General features: G+C 69.9%; 15 protein-coding genes. 13 read left to right on the top strand and 2 right to left on the bottom strand.

The window, feature by feature from the left end; all coding sequences use genetic code 11:
• The first annotated feature begins 47 nt into the window (after nt 1–47).
• The 7 genes from FRANCCI3_RS12595 (at nt 48) to FRANCCI3_RS12565 (ending at nt 8,577) form a co-directional block, all read left to right on the top strand.
• The gene (locus FRANCCI3_RS12595) at nt 48–476 is read left to right on the top strand and encodes an acetone carboxylase subunit gamma (protein ID WP_023841948.1); all 429 of its coding nucleotides are present in this window, start codon (nt 48–50) and stop codon (nt 474–476) included.
• A 22-nt stretch (nt 477–498) separates the two neighbouring features.
• Nucleotides 499–2,625 (top strand): hydantoinase/oxoprolinase family protein, encoded by a 2,127-nt coding sequence (locus tag FRANCCI3_RS12590; RefSeq protein WP_011436917.1) that lies wholly within the window; start codon nt 499–501, stop codon nt 2,623–2,625.
• Between the two features lie 35 nt (nt 2,626–2,660).
• Nucleotides 2,661–4,985, top strand: coding sequence for a hydantoinase B/oxoprolinase family protein (locus tag FRANCCI3_RS12585; RefSeq protein ID WP_011436916.1), 2,325 nt, complete (start codon nt 2,661–2,663; stop codon nt 4,983–4,985).
• A gap of 51 nt (nt 4,986–5,036) precedes the next feature.
• Nucleotides 5,037–5,849 (top strand): hypothetical protein, encoded by an 813-nt coding sequence (locus FRANCCI3_RS12580; protein ID WP_011436915.1) that lies wholly within the window; start codon nt 5,037–5,039, stop codon nt 5,847–5,849.
• A gap of 1 nt (nt 5,850) precedes the next feature.
• Nucleotides 5,851–6,642 (top strand): CoA transferase subunit A, encoded by a 792-nt coding sequence (locus FRANCCI3_RS12575; protein ID WP_011436914.1) that lies wholly within the window; start codon nt 5,851–5,853, stop codon nt 6,640–6,642.
• A gap of 1 nt (nt 6,643) precedes the next feature.
• On the top strand, nt 6,644–7,330 hold the full coding sequence (locus FRANCCI3_RS12570) for a 3-oxoacid CoA-transferase subunit B (protein WP_011436913.1): 687 nt from the start codon (nt 6,644–6,646) through the stop codon (nt 7,328–7,330).
• A 62-nt stretch (nt 7,331–7,392) separates the two neighbouring features.
• Nucleotides 7,393–8,577: an acetyl-CoA acetyltransferase gene (locus tag FRANCCI3_RS12565; RefSeq protein WP_011436912.1), complete on the top strand. Its 1,185-nt coding sequence runs from the start codon at nt 7,393–7,395 to the stop codon at nt 8,575–8,577.
• On the opposite strand, the gene FRANCCI3_RS12560 is transcribed toward FRANCCI3_RS12565, so the two are convergent.
• The gene (locus FRANCCI3_RS12560; protein ID WP_011436911.1) at nt 8,547–10,427 is read right to left on the bottom strand and encodes a chloride channel protein; all 1,881 of its coding nucleotides are present in this window, start codon (nt 10,425–10,427) and stop codon (nt 8,547–8,549) included. The genes FRANCCI3_RS12565 and FRANCCI3_RS12560 overlap by 31 nt on opposite strands.
• Nucleotides 10,428–10,507: 80 nt before the next feature.
• Between FRANCCI3_RS12560 and FRANCCI3_RS12555 the strand changes: the two genes are divergently transcribed.
• The 4 genes from FRANCCI3_RS12555 (at nt 10,508) to FRANCCI3_RS12540 (ending at nt 14,633) form a co-directional block, all read left to right on the top strand.
• Nucleotides 10,508–11,044, top strand: coding sequence for a MarR family winged helix-turn-helix transcriptional regulator (locus tag FRANCCI3_RS12555; protein WP_011436910.1), 537 nt, complete (start codon nt 10,508–10,510; stop codon nt 11,042–11,044).
• Between the two features lie 312 nt (nt 11,045–11,356).
• Nucleotides 11,357–12,097, top strand: a complete 741-nt coding sequence (locus tag FRANCCI3_RS12550) for an SCO family protein (RefSeq protein ID WP_011436909.1) — start codon at nt 11,357–11,359, stop codon at nt 12,095–12,097.
• The gene (locus FRANCCI3_RS12545; RefSeq protein ID WP_011436908.1) at nt 12,094–13,422 is read left to right on the top strand and encodes a Dyp-type peroxidase; all 1,329 of its coding nucleotides are present in this window, start codon (nt 12,094–12,096) and stop codon (nt 13,420–13,422) included. Before FRANCCI3_RS12550 ends, FRANCCI3_RS12545 begins: the two co-directional genes overlap by 4 nt.
• A gap of 26 nt (nt 13,423–13,448) precedes the next feature.
• On the top strand, nt 13,449–14,633 hold the full coding sequence (locus tag FRANCCI3_RS12540; RefSeq protein ID WP_011436907.1) for a cytochrome c oxidase assembly protein: 1,185 nt from the start codon (nt 13,449–13,451) through the stop codon (nt 14,631–14,633).
• An 83-nt stretch (nt 14,634–14,716) separates the two neighbouring features.
• On the opposite strand, the gene hpnR is transcribed toward FRANCCI3_RS12540, so the two are convergent.
• A complete protein-coding gene (hpnR, locus tag FRANCCI3_RS12535) occupies nt 14,717–16,225 on the bottom strand; it encodes a hopanoid C-3 methylase HpnR (RefSeq protein WP_011436906.1) in 1,509 nt (502 codons plus the stop codon).
• Between the two features lie 414 nt (nt 16,226–16,639).
• Between hpnR and FRANCCI3_RS12530 the strand changes: the two genes are divergently transcribed.
• Together FRANCCI3_RS12530 and FRANCCI3_RS12525 are read left to right on the top strand one after the other, a co-directional pair.
• The gene (locus FRANCCI3_RS12530) at nt 16,640–18,439 is read left to right on the top strand and encodes a thiamine pyrophosphate-requiring protein (RefSeq protein ID WP_011436905.1); all 1,800 of its coding nucleotides are present in this window, start codon (nt 16,640–16,642) and stop codon (nt 18,437–18,439) included.
• Nucleotides 18,440–18,709: 270 nt separating this feature from the next.
• Nucleotides 18,710–20,521 carry a glycoside hydrolase family 15 protein gene (locus FRANCCI3_RS12525; RefSeq protein ID WP_011436904.1) on the top strand — a complete coding sequence of 604 codons (1,812 nt, stop codon included), beginning with the start codon at nt 18,710–18,712 and terminating at the stop codon, nt 20,519–20,521.
• Nucleotides 20,522–20,667 lie beyond the last annotated feature (146 nt).

Genomic DNA, 20,667 nt, shown 5'->3' with positions numbered 1-20,667 from the left:
CCTGACGGCCCCGAGCGTCCCCTGACAGCTACGAGAGGAAAGTCATCATGCGGGTCCCCATGACCGAATACCTGGTCATCGACCTCGACACCGAGCGCTGGGTCTGCCGGGTGTGCGGCCGCGACATCTGGTCTGCCCACGGGAACTACAAACTCGGCTGCCTGGTCTACGACCGCGACCCACGGGAGATCCACCAGCCGATCATCAATCCCGACCGCTACGAGTTCACCTTTTCCCCGGACCCGACGTACTGCCGGATCCTGGAATTCTACTGCCCCGGCTGCGCCACCCAGATCGAGACCGAATACGTGCCCCCGGGACACCCGCCGACGGCCGATCTCGTCATCGACGTCGCCGCGCTGCGCACCCAGTGGGAGGAACGCGGCGTCGACCCCGAGCAGGTCCACAACTACGGGCCCGGCGAGGACGCGCAGAAATACACCGCCATGCACAAGGCGACCGGCCACATCCGCTGATCTCGCAGGGAGAACCGAGACAATGAAACGTATCTCCGTCGACATCGGCGGCACCTTCACCGACTGCTTCTTCGTCTGGGACGAGACCTACGTCGAGGCGAAGGCGCTGACCACGCACCACAACCTGGCGCTGGGCTTCAACGAGGCGCTCGACCTGGCGTGCAGCCGGGCCGGACTGGACCGCGGCACCGTGCTCACCGAGGTCGACTCGGTCCGCTACGCCACCACCCTGGGCACCAACGCTCTCATCGAGCGCAAGGGACCCAAGGTGGGGGCGATCGTCACTCATGGCTTCGAGGACACCATCCCGCTCTCCCGCGGCCGGGGGTACGGCGAGGGCCTGGACTACTCGATGCAACAGAACCTCCCGGCAGCCGAACGGCCCGAACCGCTGGTGCCGCGCTACCTGATCCGCTCGGTCAAGGAACGCGTCAACTCGGCCGGCACGATCGTGGCGAGGCTCGATCCCGAGGACGTCCGCACGGTGGTCCGTGAGCTGGTGGATGCCGGCGCCGAGGCCCTGGTGGTCTCGCTGGTCAACGCCACCGAGAACCCCGAGCACGAGCTGGCGATCCAGGAGATCATCCTCGACGAGTTCCCGGCCCACGAGCTGGGTGCCATCCCGGTGCTGCTGGGCCACCAGGTCTCCGGTCGCAAGGGCGAATACGTGCGGGCGACCTCCACCATCGTGGACGGCTTCCTGCACGAGATCATGTTTCACGCGCTCAGCCAGCTCTCGAACAACCTGCGCGACGCCGGCTACGGCAAGCCGATGCTGGTCATCCACAACTCCGGTGGCATGGCGCAGATGAACTCCACCGACGCCCTGCAGACCATCCACTCCGGTCCGATCGCCGGCGTCGGCGCCGCGGAGCACCTGTCGAACGAGACGGGCCTGGGCCATGTGATCTCCACTGACATGGGCGGCACGTCCTTCGACATCGGCCTGGTGCCCGAGGGCGGCGTGAAGCACTACGACTTCCTGCCGACCATCGACCGCTGGCTGGTGTCGGTGCCGATGGTGCACCTCGACACGCTCGGTGCCGGCGGCGGCTCCATCGCGTCGTACGACCGGATTCACAACTCCATCAAGATCGGCCCGGAGTCGGCCGGCTCCAACCCCGGCCCGGCCTGCTACGACCGCGGCGGACTGCGTCCGACGGTGACCGACGCCGACCTGTTGCTCGGCTATCTGGACCCGGACAACTACGCCAACGGCTACATCAAGCTCAACCCGAAGCGCTCCCGGTTCGCCGTCGAAGAGAACCTGTGCGACCAGCTCGACATGGACGTTCTCGCCATCGCCCGCGCGATCAAGGACGGTGTTGACGAGCAGATGGCGATCGGCATCGGCAAGGAGCTGCGGGTGCGCGGCTACCTGCCGGAGGACTTCACGATGCTCGCCTACGGCGGCAACGGTCCGCTGCACGCCTGCGGTATTGCTCGCCATGCCGGCATCAAGCAGATCCTGGCCCCGCCGTTCTCGTCGGTGTTCTCCGCCTGCGGCGCCGGCAACATGAAGCAGCTGCACTTCCACGAGCGCGGCGTGCACATCACGATGTACAACGCCACCTCCCGGTCGCTGTACGACAAGTACGAGGAGTTCAACGCGATCGTCGAGGAACTCGAGGCCCGGGGCCGGGAGGACCTGGTGCGTCAGGGCTTCGCGGCCGACGACGTGAAGTACCGCCTGGAACTGGACATGCGCTACGGCAACCAGCTGCTCACCCAGGCCGTCGCCCTCGACATCAACCGGATGAACGGTGTGGGCGACGTACTGCACATGATCCGCACCTTCGGTGATGTCTACAGCCACCGGTTCGGCGCCAGCAGCGCGGCACCCGAAGCCGGGATCCGGGTGGGGACCGTGCGGGTGGCCTCCTACGTCGACGGCGACGTCGTCAACTTCGACTCGCTGGAGGCCGGCGGCGAGCGCACGGTGCCGACCGAGGTGTCGCACCGCAAGGTCTACTTCATCGGCCAGGACGACTCGATCGAGACGCCGGTCTACGACCAGGCCGCGCTGTCGCACGAGCGGGTGATCCCCGGCCCCGCGATCGTCACCACCGAGAACACCACCTACCTCGTCGAGCCGGGCTGGCGTCTGGAGCCGACGGTGCAGGGCGCCGTCTGGTTCCTGCAGGACTGATCGAGTACACCGTCGAGCGCACCAGGGAGAAGACGATGACTGTCACGGACGACAGCGCCACGCAGGAGCAGGCCGCCGAGCAGAACACCCTCACGCCCCAGGAGCGGGAGTGGGTCGACCAGTTCATGGACGAGACCACCCTCTTCCTCGGTCCCGACCCGGTGATCATGCGTGACCACTCCATCCAGGAACGGACGTCGCGGGAGGAGACGGCGATCGCCGCCGGTGTCGACCGGCTGGTGGTCGAGCGGATCCGCAAGCGGATTGCCGGTGCGCTCGACGAGGGCTACGAGATGTGCGAGGCGCAGGGTGCCGCGCCCGGGGCGAAGTGGGGTGACCTGACGACCGCGATCTACACCGCGGCCGGGGACGTGTCCTACCTCTCCTGCCACGGGGTGATCGCGTTCTCCGCGATCCTGCACCACCCGATCCGGTACATCATGAAGTACTGGAAGGACGAGCCGACCGTCGGTATCCACGAGGGCGACGGATTCATCCACAACGACGCCCGGTTCGGCAACGTCCACAACACCGACCAGTCGATGATCATGCCGATCATACGTGGGGGTGAGATCATCGCGTGGGTGGCGGCGACCATCCACGAAGGCGAGAACGGCGCCTGCGAGCCGGGCGGCATGCCGTCGGGCTCGGAGACCCCGTTCGACGACGGCCTCCGGATGAGCCCGTTCAAGATCGTCGAGCGTGGTCATCTGCGCCGGGACCTGCTGACCTTCCTCCAGCACTCGGTGCGCGACCCCAAGCTGCAGCTGGCCGACCTGAAGGTGAAGATCACCGCGGTACGCAAGATCATGGAGCGCATCGACAAGGTCATCGACGAGGTCGGCGTCGACACGTTCGTGGCGGCCCTGCGGGTCACCGTCGAGGACGTCGACGCGGAGGTCCGCCGCCGGATCTCCGAGCTTCCCGACGGCACGTACTCCTTCAACCAGTTCATGGACTCGACGCTGAAGGAGAACATCCTCATCAAGATCGCCTGCAGGATCCACGTCAAGGGCGACAAGATGACCGTCGACCTGCGTGGCACCGGACCGGAGATCATCAACCGGGCGATCAACTCTCCGCTGTGCTCGGTGAAGTCGATGATGATGCAGGCGATCCTGGCGTTCTGGTGGCCAGACCTGCCGCGCTGCACGGCGGCGATGAGCTGCATCGAGATCATCTCCGACGAGGGCACCTGGGCCGACGCGTCCTACGACGCCCCGATGGGACAGTCGCTGCAGGCCTCGTTCCGAGGCTTCTCGATGATGCAGGCGCTCTACGGAAAGATGTCGTTCTCCACGCCGCACAAGTACTCGAACATCGTGGCCAACTGGTTCAACCAGATCAACACGTTCCTGTGGGGCGGTGTCACCCAACACGGCGACATGGTCGGCAACCTGTGTGCCGACCTCAACGGCATGCCCGGGGGAGCCAAGCCCTTCCGGGACGGTGAGGACGCCGTCTCGCCGCTCTTCTGCGCCATGGCCGACACGGCCGAGCAGGAGGTCATGGAGGAGGAGGTGCCCTTCATGCAGCTGGTGGCCAAGCGCCTGGTCCGCGACAACATGGGCTTCGGCAAGTTCACCGGCGGCATGGGCTACGAGATGATCGTGGCCGCCGAGGGCACGCCGGAGTGGGGCTTCATGACGGTGACCTCCGGAGCGAAGTTCTCGTCCATCTACGGCATGTTCGGGGGCTACGGCTGCGGCACCTACCCGCTGGCGATGGTCAAGGGCACGAATGTCTACGAGCACATTCGTCGGGACAACAAGAAGTTCGACCTCTCGATCGAGAAGGTCATGAACGAGCGTCCGTTCCCGGACGGGAAGTACTCGACCTATCACATGGGTCTGCAGTACGACCGCGCCAAGGACGGCGAGCTCTACATGATCTCCCAGGGCGCCGGTGGTGGGTACGGCGACCCGCTGGAGCGCCTGCCCGAGTCGGTGGTGCGCGATGCCGAGCTCGGCCGGATCAGCCAGAAGGTCGCCGAGGAGATCTTCGGTGTCCGCTATGACCCGATCACCTTCCGGCTCGACGCCGAGGGCACCAGGCAGGCCCGCGAGCGGGTCCGCCAGACGCGCCTGACGCGCGGCAAGCCCTACGCGGAGTTCGTCAAGGATTTCGTCACCGAGGAGCCGCCGAAGGACCTCCTCTACTACGGCTCCTGGGGCGACGACACCAAGGACCTCACCGCCACGGTGTTCACCATCGACGGTCCCCAGCGGGTCAAGGCGCCGCTGAAGGAACTGCCGATCATCGTGATTCCGGACCGCCGGGAGCTGAAGATCGCGGCGCTGGAGGCGCGCGTGCGGGAGCTGGAGGACAGGCACGGCGAGGACGTCAAGCGTCTCGCCTGAGGTTCCGTCTCGCCTGAGGTTTACGGAGCCCTGAGGTTCAAGGAGCACTGAATGTCTTCTCTCACTGCCCTGCTCGCTGCCGCGCCCGGCGGCCGGGCGCTGGTGATCGACCACGACGCCTACGCGACGGCAGTGCTACGGCAGGGCAGCGAGATCCCCTGGGGTGACCTCGCCGCCCTGACCGGGCACGTCGCCCAGGTCCAGGCCCTGCTGGATCCGGATGCGGTGTTCGTCAATGCCGAGGCGTTCTACGACGCGTATCTCGCGGCGACGCCTGACCTGGTGAGCGCGCTGGGGAAGCGTAGCCGCACGGGCTATGCGTTACGCACCCTGCTCGGTGACGAGCCCGCCGTCGAGCGGTTGGTCCTGACCATGCGCACGCTGGCGGACTCGACCCGGCGACGGGTCGTGCTGTCGGTGCCGTCGCCCGCGAGGTGGTTGCTGCGGGCACATGACCGGGCCGGCACGGGGCTGGACGAGGTGAGCGAGGACCACGCCGACAGCGCCTCCATGTACCTCGCCGAATGGCTGGGGCGCCTGGGGTCGCCGCCGCTGGGACTGTTGCTCCTTGATGCCCGGGCCCGCCGCGGGGACTCCGCCACGCTGGAGTTCCCGGAGCGGGCGGGTGGCTATACCTCGCTGACCAATGTGGCCGGGCACTTCGACTGGACGCTGGCGGTGCGATTCGCCTCCTCGGTCGACGTGGCCGGCGATGTCACGCGGGCTGTCGTCCTTCCCGACGCGTTCTGGCACGGCGAGGGCGAGGCGCCCCGTGACGGAGCCCGGCTTGTGCTGACCACGATCCCGGCCGATGCGCCGCCCGAGACGGTTCTGCTGCGCCGGGCCCTGCTGAAGGAGGGGTGAGGTGGACAAGGTCGTGGCGTCGGCGCAGGAGGCGGTCGCCGATATTCCGGTCGGGGCCAGCGTGGCGAGTGGTGGTTTCGGGGTCTGCGGCATCCCGTCGGTGCTCCTTGCCGCGCTCGCCGAACAGGGGGCCTCGGACCTGACCGTCATTTCCAACAACTGCGGGATCCCGGGTGTGGGTAACTCGCTGCTGCTGGAGGGCGGGCGGATCCGCCGTCTGGTGGCGTCGTACGTGGGGGAGAACAAGGAACTGGAACGGCAGTACCTCTCCGGGAAGGTCGAGATCGAGTTCAACCCGCAGGGGACGCTGGCGGAGCGGCTGCGCGCCGGTGGAGCCGGGATCGCGGCGTTCTACACCCGCACCGGCGTCGGCACGCAGGTCGCCGACGGCGGGCTGCCGATCAGGTACGACGCCTCGGGCGAGGTGGCGCTGGCCTCGCAGCCCAAGCCGACCGAGGTCTTCGAGGTCGACGGGGTGCCGCAGGTCTTCGTGCGGGAGACGGCGCTGCGGCCGGACTTCGCCCTGGTGCGGGCCCGGCGTGGTGACCGGCACGGCAACCTGGTTTTCCGCAGGGCCGCCCGCAACTTCAACCCGCTCTGCGCCATGGCCGGGAGGGTGACGATCGCGGAAGTGGAGGAACTCGTCGAGCCGGGTGCGCTGGATCCCGACGAGATCCACCTGCCCGGAGTCTTCGTGCAGCGGGTGGTGGCGTTGACGCCCGGCCAGGCCGCGGACAAGGGGATCGAGCGGCTCACCCTGCGTGCCGTCACAACCGCTGCAGGAGGTGCCTGAGATGCCCTGGTCCCGGGACGACATGGCCGCCCGTGCGGCGGCGGAACTCAACGACGGGGACTACGTCAACCTCGGCATCGGTCTGCCGACGCTGGTTCCCAACCACGTGCCCGACGGCGTGGAGATCGTGTTGCAGAGTGAGAACGGCATCCTCGGCCTGGGTCCCTACCCGGTCGCCGGCGAGGAGGACCCGGATCTCATCAACGCCGGCAAGGAGACGGTGACGACCGCGACGGGAGCAAGCTTCTTCGACTCCGCCACCAGTTTCGGGATGATCCGTGGGGGGAAGATCGATGCGGCGATCCTCGGCGCCATGCAGGTCAGCGAGCGCGGGGACCTGTCGAACTGGGTGGTGCCCGGCAAGCTGGTCAAGGGCATGGGGGGCGCGATGGACCTGGTCCACGGCGCCCGCCGCGTGATCGTTCTGATGGAGCACTGCGCCAAGGACGGATCGCCGAAGATCCTGCCCGCGAACACGCTCCCGCTGACCGGCACAGGTGTCGTGCAGCGCATCATCACCGACCTCGCCGTCATCGACGTGACCTCCGATGGTCTGGTGCTGGTGGAGACGGCGCCGGGCGTCACCGCCGACGACGTGCGGAAGGTGACACCGGTACGGCTGGCTCAGGTGGGCACGAAGCCTGGTGCCGGCGTGGCGGGCGGACCTGCCGGGGTGTCTTGGCAGTGACCTGCCGGGGTGTCTTGGCAGTGACCTGCCGGGGTGTCTCAGCAGTGAAGGGTGTCTGAGCGTTGAAGGGACTGGATGTGGACCACGACGTGGAGATCGTGGGCTGGGGTCATACCCCGTTTGGCCGTCTGCCCGAGGAGACTCTGGAGTCGCTGATCGTTGCCGCCGCGCGGGAGGCGATCGCGTCGGCGGGTCTGCGCCCGCGGGAGATCGACGAGATTGTTCTCGGTACCTATAACGCGGGGTTGCAGCCGTTGGCGTTTCCTTCCTCGCTGGTGCTGGAGGCCGATGACGATCTGCTGTTCACCCCGGCGACCCGGGTGGAGAACGCGTGTGCGAGCGGGTCGGCGGCGTTGCTGTGCGGGGTGCGGGCGATTCGGTCCGGGCAGGCGCGCCGGGTGCTGGTGGTCGGGGCGGAGAAGATGACCCACGCGTCGGCCGAGGTTGTCGGTGGGGCTTTGCTGGGTGCCGACTATGAGCATGCCGGCGAGTGCGCGCCTGCCGGGTTCGCGCGGTTGTTCGCCGATGTCGCCGAGGCCTACTTCACCAAGTATGGTGATCACAGTGACGCGTTGGCGCGGATCGCGGCGAAGAATCATCGTAACGGGGTGGTGAATCCGTACGCCCATCTGCGTTCCGATCTCGGCTTCGAGTTCTGTAGCACGGTCGGTCCGCGTAATCCGGTGGTCGCGGGTCCGCTGCGGCGTACGGACTGCTGTCCGGTCTCGGATGGTGCCGCCGCGGTGGTGCTGGCCGCGCCGGGTGGTGCGCCGCGTGCCCCGGCGGTGCGGATCCGTGCTCTGGCGCAGGCCAACGATTTCCTGCCGGCCGCGCGGCGTCATCCGCTGGCGTTCGCCGCCGCGCATGGGGCCTGGCAGGCGGCGTTGGGGCAGGCCCGGGTGCGGCTGTCCGACCTGCACCTGCTGGAGCTGCACGACTGTTTCACCATCGCGGAGTTGCTGGAGTACGAGGTCGTCGGGTTGTGCCCGCCGGGCGGCGGGGGGCAGGTCATCCTCGGTGGGGTCGTGGACCGGGACGGCACGCTGCCGGTCAACCCCTCCGGGGGGTTGAAGGCCAAGGGTCATCCGGTTGGTGCCACCGGGGTGTCCCAGCATGTGATGGCGGTCCTGCAGCTCACCGGCACCGCCGGGGCGATGCAGATCCCCGGGGCCACCGTCGCCGGGGTGTTCAACATGGGTGGCCTGGCGGTCGCCAACTATGCGAGTGTCCTGGAGCGTGTGCGATGAGTGATCTCACCGGGAAAAGTGACCTGACCCTGAAGGCGGTGTTCGTCGACGCGTTGGACCGGTTCGGTGCGCGTCCCGCCCGTTTCGGCCGGCGGCGGGTAGACGGCGGCAAGTACCGACTGGTGGGTGACCCATCCCGCGACGGTATGGCCGTCGCTGGTGAGCACGGGCAGGCCCGGGGCGCCGGGGTCGTCGGTGAGCGCATGCAGGGCGGTGGCGACACTGTCGTCGACGGTGAGGGCGGGAGGGCGGACAGCGAGGTCGCCAGCGGCGCGCTGCTCGGCCCGGGCGTCGGTCTCGAGGGCGTGGGTGACGGCCGGTGTGGTGATGATCCCCTGGTAGTGCCCGTGTCCGTCGGTGACGGGGCGGGCGGGGAACGGCGAGCCGGCGAGCAGGGCGGCGACCTCGGAGAGGAGCGCGCCGGCCGGGACCGGCGGGGGCGGTGACCGCATCGCGGCGGTGGCCGGGATGGCCCGCAGGCGGCGCAGGTCGTGGGAGGCGTCGAGGTCGACGCCACGGCGGGTCAGCTTCAGGGTGTAGATGGTGTCGGTGCTCAGGAGCCGGCTGGTCAGGGTGGCGACGACGACGGCGGTCATCAGGGGGAGGATGATCGTGTACTCGCCGGTGAGCTCGAACAGGATGAGCACGGCGGTGATGGGCGCGCGGGCCGCGCCGGCGAAGACGGCACCCATGCCGACCAGGGCGTAGGCCCCGACAGGGGCGATGGTGCCCGGGGCGATATGGTGGGCGAGGGTGCCGAAGGCGGCGCCGGTGGACGCGCCGATGAACAGGGACGGGGCGAAGACGCCGCCGGAGCCGCCGATGCCGATGGTGAGACTCGTGGCCACGATCTTCCCGCCGATGAGGACGAGCAGGAACCACAGGGCGTACCCGCCGTGAACGGTGTGTTCGAGGACCGGGTAGCCGACGCCATACATCTGGGGCAGGGCGAGCAGGACGGTGCCGAGGAGCAGGCCGCCGACAGCGGGGCGTAGCCATTCGGGGCCGCGCCAGGCCCAGTCGCAGAGGTCCTCGATGAGATAGAGCAGGCGGGTGAACAGCACGCCGGTTAGGCCGGCCACCACGCCGAGCAGGATGAACAGGGGGTATTCGCCCTGGCTGTGAAGGGCGAAGGTGGGCAGGCTGAGAAAGGGAGTGTCACCGAAGGCGGCGCGCCCGATGACGCTGGCGGTGACGGCGGCCAGCACGACGACGCCGAAGGCCTCGGCGGTGAAGGTCCGCAGGATCACCTCCAGGGCGAACAGGACGCCGGCGACGGGGGCGTTGAAGGTGGCGGCGATGCCGCCGGCGGCGCCGCAGGCGACGAGGATCGGCAGCCGGCGGCCCGGCACGCGCAGGAGCTGGCCGAGAGCCGACCCGAGGGACGCGCCGATCTGCACGATCGGGCCTTCCCGGCCGACCGACCCTCCGGCACCGATGCACAACGCCGAGGCCAGTGACTTCACCGCCGAGACGCGGGGGGAGATGCGGCCGTCGCGTTCGGCGACGGCGGACATCACTTCGGGGACTCCGTGGCCGCGGGCCTCCCGGGCGAACCGGTGGATGAGCGGTCCGTAGACCAAGCCTCCGATCACCGGGACGGCCAGCAGGAACCAGAAACCCAGGTCCGGGATGTGGGGGTTGGGCAGCCGTCCGCCGACCGAGCAGTCCGCCCGGCCGCAGAACACCTCTGTGAAGAGGTTGATCAGCCCGCGGAAGGCGACCGCGCCGAGCCCGACCCCCGCGCCGATCACGACGGCCAGGGCCGCGAGGACGGCGCCGGCTCGGTGCTGGTAGATCTCCGGACGGGCTGCCCATCGGGTGGAGATCCCGCGTGACGTCACCGGCATGTTTGCACCATACAACTGTTGCTTTGTGCTTGTCATGATCCGGTCCGAGTAGAGATCGCGTTGCGCGGTAAAACGGTGACATGGCATGCCCGCCGGATGGCTCCGCCCTGCCGCCCTCGGTTCCCGACCCCGCGGGAGTGCCGGGCGTGGACGTCGACGAGGTCACCGATGCGGTCCTGACGGCATCCCGGCTGCTGGTGGCGGTGTCGGCCCGCTCGATCGCCGCCGTCGGCGAGGATGTCACCCTGCCGCAGTTCCGGATGCTCGTCGTGCTCGCCGGGCGTGGACCGCAACGCGCCGGGGAGCTCGCCGAGTCGCTTGACGTGCACCCCTCCACGGCCACCCGGATGGCCGACCGGCTCGTCGTTGCCGGGCTGATCCTCCGAGTCGGCAACCCGCGTAACCGGCGGGAGGTCATCGTCGAGCTGACCGGGCCGGGCCGGCGCCTCGTCGACGAGGTCACCGCCCGGCGCCGGGCCGAGATCGCGACGATCGTCGCCCGGCTCGCTCCGGACGTGCGGGGCAGCCTGGTCGGCGCGTTGCGCGCCTTCGCGGACGCCGGCGGCGAACCGGCGGCGATATCCGGTCGGGACGCCTCGGCCCTCGGCTGGACCTGACCGGCCTTCGCGGGTGGCCGACAAAATCTTCGACCCAAATCTTCGACGTCACGTAGAACATTCGGTCGGGAAGGCTCCTACACTCTGACGGCATGGAGGCGTCCGCCGGAGCGGGGGCACGCGTGATGCGAACAACCGTGTTCGCCGGCACATGCGTGGCCCTCTCCGCGCTTGCCCATCTCGCCGGGCACGGTTCCGCCCCGGCCGGGCCGGGTGGAGATCCCCTGGGGTATCTCATCCGAATCATCGCCGAAAGTGACGGGTTCGCGTCACACCGTGTCGCCGGGGTGGTACCCAGTCTGGAGTTCTCCCATGCCCTACATGCCGGCGCCTCGCGCCACCCGGTTCCGCCGTGGCCTGTCCACCCCCGCCGGGACCGACCGCCCGTTCCTTCCTCCCGGCCGGACATTCCTCGTTCCCGTCCTCCCCCTCGTCCTTCTCGTCGCTCTCGTAGCGATCTCCAGCTGTTCCTCGGGAGGCTCCTCGGCGGGCCCGTTGGTGCGCGGCGCATCCACGTCACCGAGCGCGGGGATCCGCGGCACCACGCTCGGCGCACCGATCGCGATGCCGGACCTGCGTCTGACGGACACCGCCGGGCGGCCCTACGACCTGCGCCCGCATGCCGCGGGCCGGCTCACCCTGCTGTTCTTCGGCTACACCCACTGCCCGGACATCTGCCCGACGACGATGGCCGATCTCGCCGCCGCGTTGACGCAGGTCTCCCCGGCCGTGCGCCGGCAGACGAGCGTCGTGTTCGTCACCTCGGACCCGGCGCGGGACACCCCGCCGGTGATCCGCCACTGGCTGGACATGTTCGACCACACCTTCGTCGGCCTGACCGGTGACGTGAAGACCATCGACACCGCCGCGCGCAGCGTCGGGGTGCCGCTGGAGCCGCCGCGACGGCAGGCCGACGGGAGCTACACCGTGGACCACGGTGCTCAGGTCCTGGCATTCACGCCGAAGGGCCAGGCGCGTGTCGTCTACCTCGCCGGCACCCCGGTGGCCGACTACGCCCATGACCTCCCGCTGCTCCTGCGGGGCGACGCGTGACCGGCGACGCGCCGACCGACGTGCCGACCGGAAGCCCGGGAGCCGCGCCGGTCGACGAGCGCGGACGGCCGGGGCCGGACCGCCGTCGGCTGCTGGGCGGCGCCGGGCTGCTCGGCCTCGGTGGCGGAGTCGTCCTCGGCACGGGGGTCGCCCTGGGCACGCAACGCCTGCTACCGGACCGGCCGAACCCGGTCGAGGCGGCTCGCCGCGCCGCGGTGGCCGCCGTGGCCGGTGACGGCCGTCACCAGCCCGGGATCGCCGAACGGGCCCCCGCGCATCTGATCTTCACCGCCTACGACCTGATCTCGACCGAGCCGACGGCGGTCCGATCCGCCCTCGCCGCGCTGCTGCGGACCTGGACGTCGGCCTCGGCGGTGTTGATGCGCGGCGAACCGACCGCCGGCGCCGAGCGGGACACGGCGGGGCTCGGGCCGGCCGCCTTGACGGTCACCGTCGGGCTCGGCGCGTCAGCGTTGCGCCGCGCCGGCCTCGACACGCGGATTCCCGGTCCGCTCGCGGACATCCCTGCCCTGCCCGGCGACCGGATCGACGCGGCCCGTGGCGGCGGGGACCTCGCCGTGCAGGTCTGCGCGGAGGACCCGATGGTCGCTTACTCGGCGGCCCGCCAACTGCGTCGCATCGCCGCTGCGTACGTCCAGCCCCGCTGGGTGCAGCGAGGGTTCCAGCGCACCGCGGCCGGTGCCGCCGACCCCGATGCCACCCCGCGTAACCTGATGGGGCAGGTCGACGGCACCGACAATCCCCGGCCGGGCACGGCACAGTTCGACCTCGCGGTGTGGGCCGCCGACGGGCCGGCATGGATGCGAGGCGGGACCTACGTCGTCTGCCGGCGGATCCGCATGCTGCTCGACAGCTGGGACCGGCTGACCGAGGCGGCGCAGAGCGAGGTCATCGGCCGGCGCAAGTCCGATGGCGCACCGCTGTCCGCCCCGCCCGCCGACCAGGGCGGGGGCGAGACGACAGCGCCGGACTTCGCCGCCCGCACTGCCGACGGCCGGCCCGCGATCGCCGTCAACGCCCACATCCGACTGGCCCATCCGCAGTTCCACGGCGGCGTCGCGATGTTCCGCCGCGGCTACTCCTACGACGACGGCCTCGACGCCACCGGTGAACCGGACGCGGGGCTGTTCTTCCAAGCCTACCAGGCCGACCCACGTACCGCCTTCGTTCCCGTCCAGCGCGCCCTCGCCGCCTCCGACGCGTTGAGCACCTTCATCCGGCATACCTCCAACGCCCTGTTCGCCATCCCACCCGCCCCGCCGCCGGGCGGCTTCCTCGCTCAGCAGCTCCTCGATGGCGCATGAGCGCACCCCGACCTCGCGGAGACACCATGACCCGGGACACCTCATCTCTGATCGATCTCGGCGAGCGCGGAAGGCGTGGGCGCCGTGCCCGGGTCGCGCTGGCCGCTGTCACTGTCATGGCGGGGGCGGCGGCCGCGGCCACCTGGTGGACCCGCCGCCAGCCGACGACACCCCTGTTGCCGGTTTCGTGGTGCCGCTGGGGCCAGGGCGACGGGCCGCCCCCGCTGACCCCGGCGCGTCTGGTGGACACCTGGCAGCTTGACGCGGCCGCGCTCGCCTTCCTCGTGCCGGTCACTGTCCTGTACCTGTGGGGCGTCGCCCGGGTCCGCGCCCGCCATCCCGCGCGGTCCTGGCCCTGGCCCCGCACCTGCGCCCACCTCGCCAGTGTCGCGGTGGTGGTCCTCGCGACGAGCAGCGCCGTCGGCGTCTACGATGAAGCGCTGTTCAGCATGCACATGGTCCAGCATCTGATGCTGATCATGGTGGCGCCACCGCTGTTCGTCGCGGGCCGGCCCCTCATCCTCCTGCTGCACGCTGTCGGCAACCCCCTGCACACCAGGGTCCGTAAGATGATCCGCTCATGGCCGGTCAGCGTCCTGGTCTCCCCGCCCGCCGCCCTCGCCGGCTACGCCATCACGATCATCGGAACCCACCTCACCGGCTTCATGAACGAGGCGATGGCCCGGCCCTGGCTCGGCCAGCTCGAACACGTTCTCTACCTCGCTGCCGGCTACCAGTTCTTCGTGCTGCTCGTCGGCGACGAACCGATCCGCTGGCGGTTGTCCATGCCCGGCCGGCTCGCGCTCGTCATCCTGTCCATGGGCGTCGACACCCTCGTCGGCGTCGTCCTGCTACAGTCCCGCACCCCGATTGCCATGGCACCGCACACCTGGGGCAGCAGCCCCCTGCTGGACACTCAGACCGGCGGCGCTATCATGTGGGTCGTCGGTGACGGGATCATGGTTGTGCTCATCGTGCTGCTGTTTCGGGTATGGACGCGTAAACCCGAGCCGGTGCGCCGGGCCCGTTCGAGCTGGCTGGAACGGGCCCGTACCGCGACCTTTGCCACCCACACCGGCCACGAACCCGCCCCCACCACCATGGTGGTCGCCAGACCGGCCGCCCGGGCGCGATCCGTCGACCTCGACGATGATGAGGCGAGCTGGCGGGCGTACAATGACTGGCTCGCTCGCCTGGACACGACCCGTTGACCTGGGCGGGCACGACCGTTGACCGGTGCGACCGCGGTAGCCGAGACCGTGGCAGCCTCAGCGGCAGGACCGCCTCCCGGTCGTCATGGATCGGTCCTCTCCCGTTCCCTGCTCGCCACTGGGTGGCGAGCGGCGGGCTGATGGACGTACAGCTCGCGCCGCCGCGGGGTCATGGCCGCGGGGACGGGCTCCGGCAGCCGGTAGCGGGCGGGATGCTGGTGCTCGGCGTACAGCCGGCCGGCATTGTAGACCCGGGGGAATTTCCAGAGCATCCGTGGGAAGTTCGTCTGGCCACGCGCCAGGTTCGCGGCGACGATCCGGGCGGTCGCGGCAAGCGCCTTCGCGCCCAGGTGTTTGCGGTTGAGGACCGCCTGGGTGGCGACGAGCTCGCGGTAGAAGCGGTCGAGGGGGAGCCGGGTGGGGACGACGGCGTGCTGGATGTCGAACAGCCGGTAGTCCAGGGTGGTGAGCCGCCGGGACTGGGTGTGCCAGATCTCCGTACCCGGATAGGGGGTGCACACCGTGAGATGCACGATTTCCGGCACCGACAACGCCCATTCGCGGACGAGACGGAACTGCTTCTCGTCCCAGTCCGGGTCGGCGATGAGGTTCACCGCGACCGTGATGCCGATCTTTCGGGCAACTTCGAGGGCGCGGATGTTCTCGTCCGGGGAGATCCGCTTGTGGTAGAGGTCCAAGCCGTCCGCGTCGAGGGCTTCCATGCCCAGAAACATGTATTCGAGGCCGAGGCGGCGCCAGCGCTCGAACACCTCGGGATGGCGCAGCAGGACGTCGCTACGGGTTTCCAGATAGTACCGTTTGCGAATCCCTCGGCGTTCGACCTGATCGGCGATGGCCATGCCGTGTTCAGGCCTGATGAAGGCGACGTCATCGACGATGAAGACGTTCGGTTCCCGGATGGCGGACAGTTCCTCGCCGGCCGCGTCCGGGGAGAGGCGGCGGTAGCTGCGGCCGTAGAAGGTCCAGGCGCTGCAGAAGGAGCAGTCCCATGGGCAGCCGCGAGTGAACTCGACCGAGGCGCACGGGTCCAGTTCCCCGATGAAGTAGCGGCGGCGGTGGGCCAGCAGATGGCGGGCCGGTAGCGGCTCGTCGAGGCCGGGTAGCAGGGCCGGGGTCGGGCCCGCCCCGTCGGCGGTGACCGCGCCCGGGACGTCCGCGAGACGGGCGCGGTCGGCTTCGAGGATGCGTGGGGCGACCACTTCGCCCTCGCCGCGCGCGACCACATCGAGTGCGCCGTCGCACTGCTTCAGCAGGTGCTCGGCGATGAAGGAGACGCTGTGGCCGCCGGCCACGACCAGGCAGTCGGGCAGTTCCCGCTTCGCCCGGTGCGCGAACTCGATGACCTCGGGGACGTTCGCGAGATAGTTCACCCCGAACATCACCGCGTCGGGACGGCACTTTCGCAGGTGGCGCGCGTAGGCGGCCGGTTTCTCCACCTGAAGATCGAGCATGCTCACCTCGTGGCCCGCGGCGAGCAGCGCGGCCGCCACCCGTTCCAGCCCCAGCGGTTCGAGCCGTAGGAAGATCTTCGAGTACATCAGCGCGCTGGGATGAACCAGCAGGACACGCATGTTGCTCCTCTCGCCTGTTCGGGGACGGATCTAGGTGTTCGAGGGCGGGCCTGGGCGGATCGGACTGATGCGGACTGATGCGGTCCCGCCCCGAACGTGCGTGCCGGGGACCCTGCGTGCCGGGTACTGCCCGTGGGTCGCCCGTGGGTCGCTCTCCGCCCGGGCGCCGACTCCGCGTCGCCTGTCATCTTCCTGTTCCTGCCCCGGGATGCCGGCATGACTCGGGAACGAACCTTACATTCGGCTGACAATGACGTCGGTGCGTCGGGCGACGGTCCTTCAACGGCACGAGAGACCGGCCGGGACCGGCCGCGACGAACGGGTTTGACGGTGGCGTGCACCGTCCATACCCAGACTCACGGTGCTGGTGCGAGCGGCGGTCGGCTGATCGATGGGTGGGAGGGAAGCGCAGCTATGTCACAGGTCGCGGACTATGTCCTGCAGCGGTTGACCGGCTGGGGTGTTCACCGCATATTCGGCTATCCCGGGGACGGCATCAACGGCTTCCTCGGGGCTTTCGACCGGGCCGGCGGTGATCCTGGGTTCCTGCAGACCCGGCACGAGGAGATGGCGGCGTTCATGGCCTGCGCGCACGCCAAGTTCACCGGTGAGGTAGGCGCGTGTGTCGCGACCTCCGGCCCGGGGGCGATCCATCTGCTCAACGGTCTCTACGACGCCCGGCTCGACCATCAGCCGGTGCTGGCGATCGTCGGCCAGCAGCGGCGGACCTCCCTCGGCGCCCACTACCAGCAGGAAATCGATCTGATCTCGCTGTTCAAGGACGTCACCGAGTACGTGCAGTACTGCATGGCCCCGCCCAGCGCCCGTCATCTCGTCGATCGGGCGATGAAGACAGCGCTGTCCAGCCGGGCGCCGGTCTGCCTGATCTTCCCGGAGGATGTCCAGGAGGAGAAGTACACCGAGCCTCCGCATGAGCACGGGGCGGTGCGGACCAGCATTGGCTGGACGAAACCACGCATCCTGCCGGATCCGGACGAGGTGCGCCGCGCCGCCGCCGTGCTGAATCGGGGCCGCCGGGTGGCGATGTTGATCGGGCAAGGGGCGGCCGGCGCCCGCGAGGAGGTGACGGAGGCCGCCGACCTGCTCGGCGCGGGTGTCGCCAAGGCCCTGCTCGGCAAGGATGCGCTCCCCGATACCCTGCCGTTCGTGACCGGCCCCATCGGGCTGCTCGGCAGCGAAGCCAGCCACAAGATGGTGATGGGCGCCGACACGCTCCTCCTGGTCGGGACGAGCTTCCCCTACTCGGAGTGGCTGCCGCGGGAGGGCCAGGCCGCCGGCGTCCAGATCGATATCGACGGCCGGATGATCGGTATTCGTTATCCGATGGATGTTCATCTCGTCGGCGACGCGGCCGAGACGCTGCGCCAGTTGATTCCCCTGCTCATCCGCAAGGAGGACCGTTCCTGGCGGCGGTTCATCGAACGGGAGGTGGCGACCTGGCAGCGGGTGCTGGCGGACCGGGCCAGGCTGCGGGCGGATCCGATGAACCCGCAGATCGTCGCGTACGAGTTGGACAAGCGACTGCCCGATAACGCGATCCTCACCGCGGACTCCGGGTCGGCGACCACCTGGTGGGCCCGTTACCTGCGCATCCGTGGGGACATGAAGGCGTCGTTGTCGGGAACCCTGGCGACCATGCTGCCCGGAGTGCCCTACGCGGTGGCGGCGAAGCTGGCCTATCCGGAACGACCGGTGATCGCGTTCGTCGGCGACGGGGCGTTCTCGATGCTGGGCATGAACGAGCTGTTCACGGTCAAGCGGTACTGGGAGAGGATGAACACCGATCCGCGGCTGGTGTTCACCGTGTTCGTGAACGAGGACCTCAACCAGGTCTCCTACGAGCAGCGGGTGATGGCGGGTGATCGGATCAATGTCGAGACGCAGAAGATCCCGTATGTGCCGGCGGCGGATTTCGCCCGGCTCCTCGGTTTCACCGGGATCCGCTGCGACTCGCCGGACAAGATCGGTGCCGCGTGGGAACAGGCGCTGGCTGCGGACCGGCCGGTTGTGCTTGAGGTCGTTGTCGACGCGAAGGTGCCGCCGCTGCCGCCGCACGTCCGGCCCGAGCAGATGCGCAAGACCGCCCGGGCGTTCCTGCAGGGCGACCCAGAGGCCGTCGGCATCGCCGTGCAGGGCTTCAAGGGCAAGTGGCAGGAGGCGAGGGAGCACCTCCCGCACGCCGCCCGCAGGTAGTTTCCCCACCTGCGATCTGCCCGTTCCCGCCACCCCGCCCGGGGAGGCCATCCCCTACCTCGGGCCCCTACCTCGGGAGGTAGCCGCTGTGCCGGCGATCGAGCGCCTGGGCATCGCGGCCTGTGCCGTGCCGAGGTGCCGTGTCGGCAGCTGTCGTGCCGGCAGCGGAACCCCTACGTCGTGCCGACAGCCGAGGGAGTGACAGCCCGGTCCGGGGAGTGGCGGGGCAGGGAAGGGGGTGGGCATGCCGGATGTGGAGGGCACGCGCCGATGACAGCGGAGCGGAGCGAGCGGGACGATAATCCGGGGCTGGTGCCGACGCTGCGTGAGTTCGCCCTGCTCGCGGACGGGGAACGGGGTGCGCTGATCGGCCCGGACGGCCGCGTGTGTTGGATGTGCGTGCCCTCGTGGGCGGACGACGCGGTGTTCTCGACGCTGATCGGTGGCGCCGGCTCCTACTCGGTGACTCCGGCGACCGCCTTCACCTGGGGCGGTTACTACGAGGACCGGTCGTTGATCTGGCACAGCCGGTGGGTGACGCGGGCGGGCGTGGCGGAGTGCCGGGAGGCTCTCGCCCTCCCCGGGCGGCGGCACCGTGCGGTGCTGCTGCGCCGGATTCTCGGGGTCGAGGGGACCGTGCCGGTGCGGGTGACGCTGGATCCGCGTCCCGGGTTCGGCCGGCGGGCGGTGGCGGGGCTGCGGCAAGACGGGCTGGACGGGCCGGACGGGGTGGAGGCCTGGTGCGGGCGAGTCGGCGAGCTGGAGCTGCGCTGGTCGGGACGGCTCGCGGCGGTCGCCCGGATCGACCATGATGCGGGCGGTGGCAGTCTCGTCGCGGAGCGCCTGGTGCGGGCCGGCGACTGTCTCGATCTTGTGCTGGAGCTCGGTGAGCTGCCGGCGGACCGTCCGGTCCCGGACGTGCTGTGGGCCGAGACGAAGCGGGCCTGGCGGTCCGCGGTACCGGAGCTGTCGAGCCTGGCCGGTGTCCGCGACGCTCAGCACGCGGTCGCGGTGCTGCGCGGGCTGACCGGCGGCGGGCACGGGATGGTGGCCGCGGCCAGCACCTCCCTGCCCGAGCGGGCCCGTCAGGGCCGCGACTACGACTATCGGTATGTCTGGATCCGAGATCAGTGCTACGCGGGGCTGGCGGCCGCGCGGGCCGGCCTCGACGGGCTGCTCGACGACGCCGTCACGTTCGTCACCGAACGGCTGTTGGCGGACGGCCCGAACCTGCGTCCGGCCTACACCGCCCGCGGTGGCCCGATCCCGGACGAGCGCCGACTCGATCTGCCGGGGTACCCCGGCGGCGACGACGTGGTCGGGAACAAGGTCGGCCACCAGTTCCAGCTGGACGTCTTCGGGGAGGCGGCGCTGCTGCTGGCGGCCGCGGCGCGGCGGGGCCGGCTGACCGATGACGCCCGGCGGGCCGCGGCGGTGACCGCCGGGGTGATCGCGGCACGCTGGCGGATCCCGGACACAGGGGTCTGGGAGCTGGAGCCGCGGCACTGGACGCACAGCCGGTTGACCTGCGCGGCAGGGCTGCTCGCCTTGGCCGGCGTGGACGGCGCCGGGGTGGGGGAGGCCGACGGCTGGCGGGCGCTGGCAAGGCGGCTGCTCAGCGCCGCCCGCGAGGAGATGCGGCATTCGAGCGGGCGCTGGCAGCGGGCGACCGACGACCCGCGGGTGGACGCGGCGCTGCTGCTGCCCGCGGTGCGGGGAGCGGTCGACGTCCGCGACCCGGTGTCGGTGGCGACGCTGCGGGCGGTGGCCGAGCAGCTGACCGACGACGGCTACGTCTACCGATTCGATCATGCCGGGATCCGGCTCGGGGTGGCCGAAGGGGCCTTCCTGCTGTGCGGCTTCTGGCTGGCGCTGGCCTACCACCGTGCCGGCCGGCACGATCAGGCCCGGCGGTACTTCGAGCGTGGCCGCGCCGCCTGCGGGCCGCCCGGCATCTACGCCGAGGAGTTCGATGTCACTCAGCGCCAGCTGCGTGGCAACATTCCCCAGGCGTTCGTCCATGCCCTGGTTCTGGAGACTGCCGCCACCCTCCGACCCCTCGACGGCACCGACCCGGGATGAGGCGTCTCGGTCACGGCCCGGCGGCGGTCGCGGATCTGTGGGGAGTGGATTTTCCGGTGGCCGGGCGTTTCAACGCGGCGGAGGTTGGTAGAGACGTGATGCACTGCCGGTACATCCATACGCCGACGAGCGGGTGAGCCATTCGT

This window comes from Frankia casuarinae (genome assembly GCF_000013345.1).
Taxonomy (GTDB): domain Bacteria; phylum Actinomycetota; class Actinomycetes; order Frankiales; family Frankiaceae; genus Frankia; species Frankia casuarinae.
The sequence above is the reverse complement of the archived record's forward strand: the minus strand, read 5'-3'. Positions and strand labels throughout refer to the sequence as shown.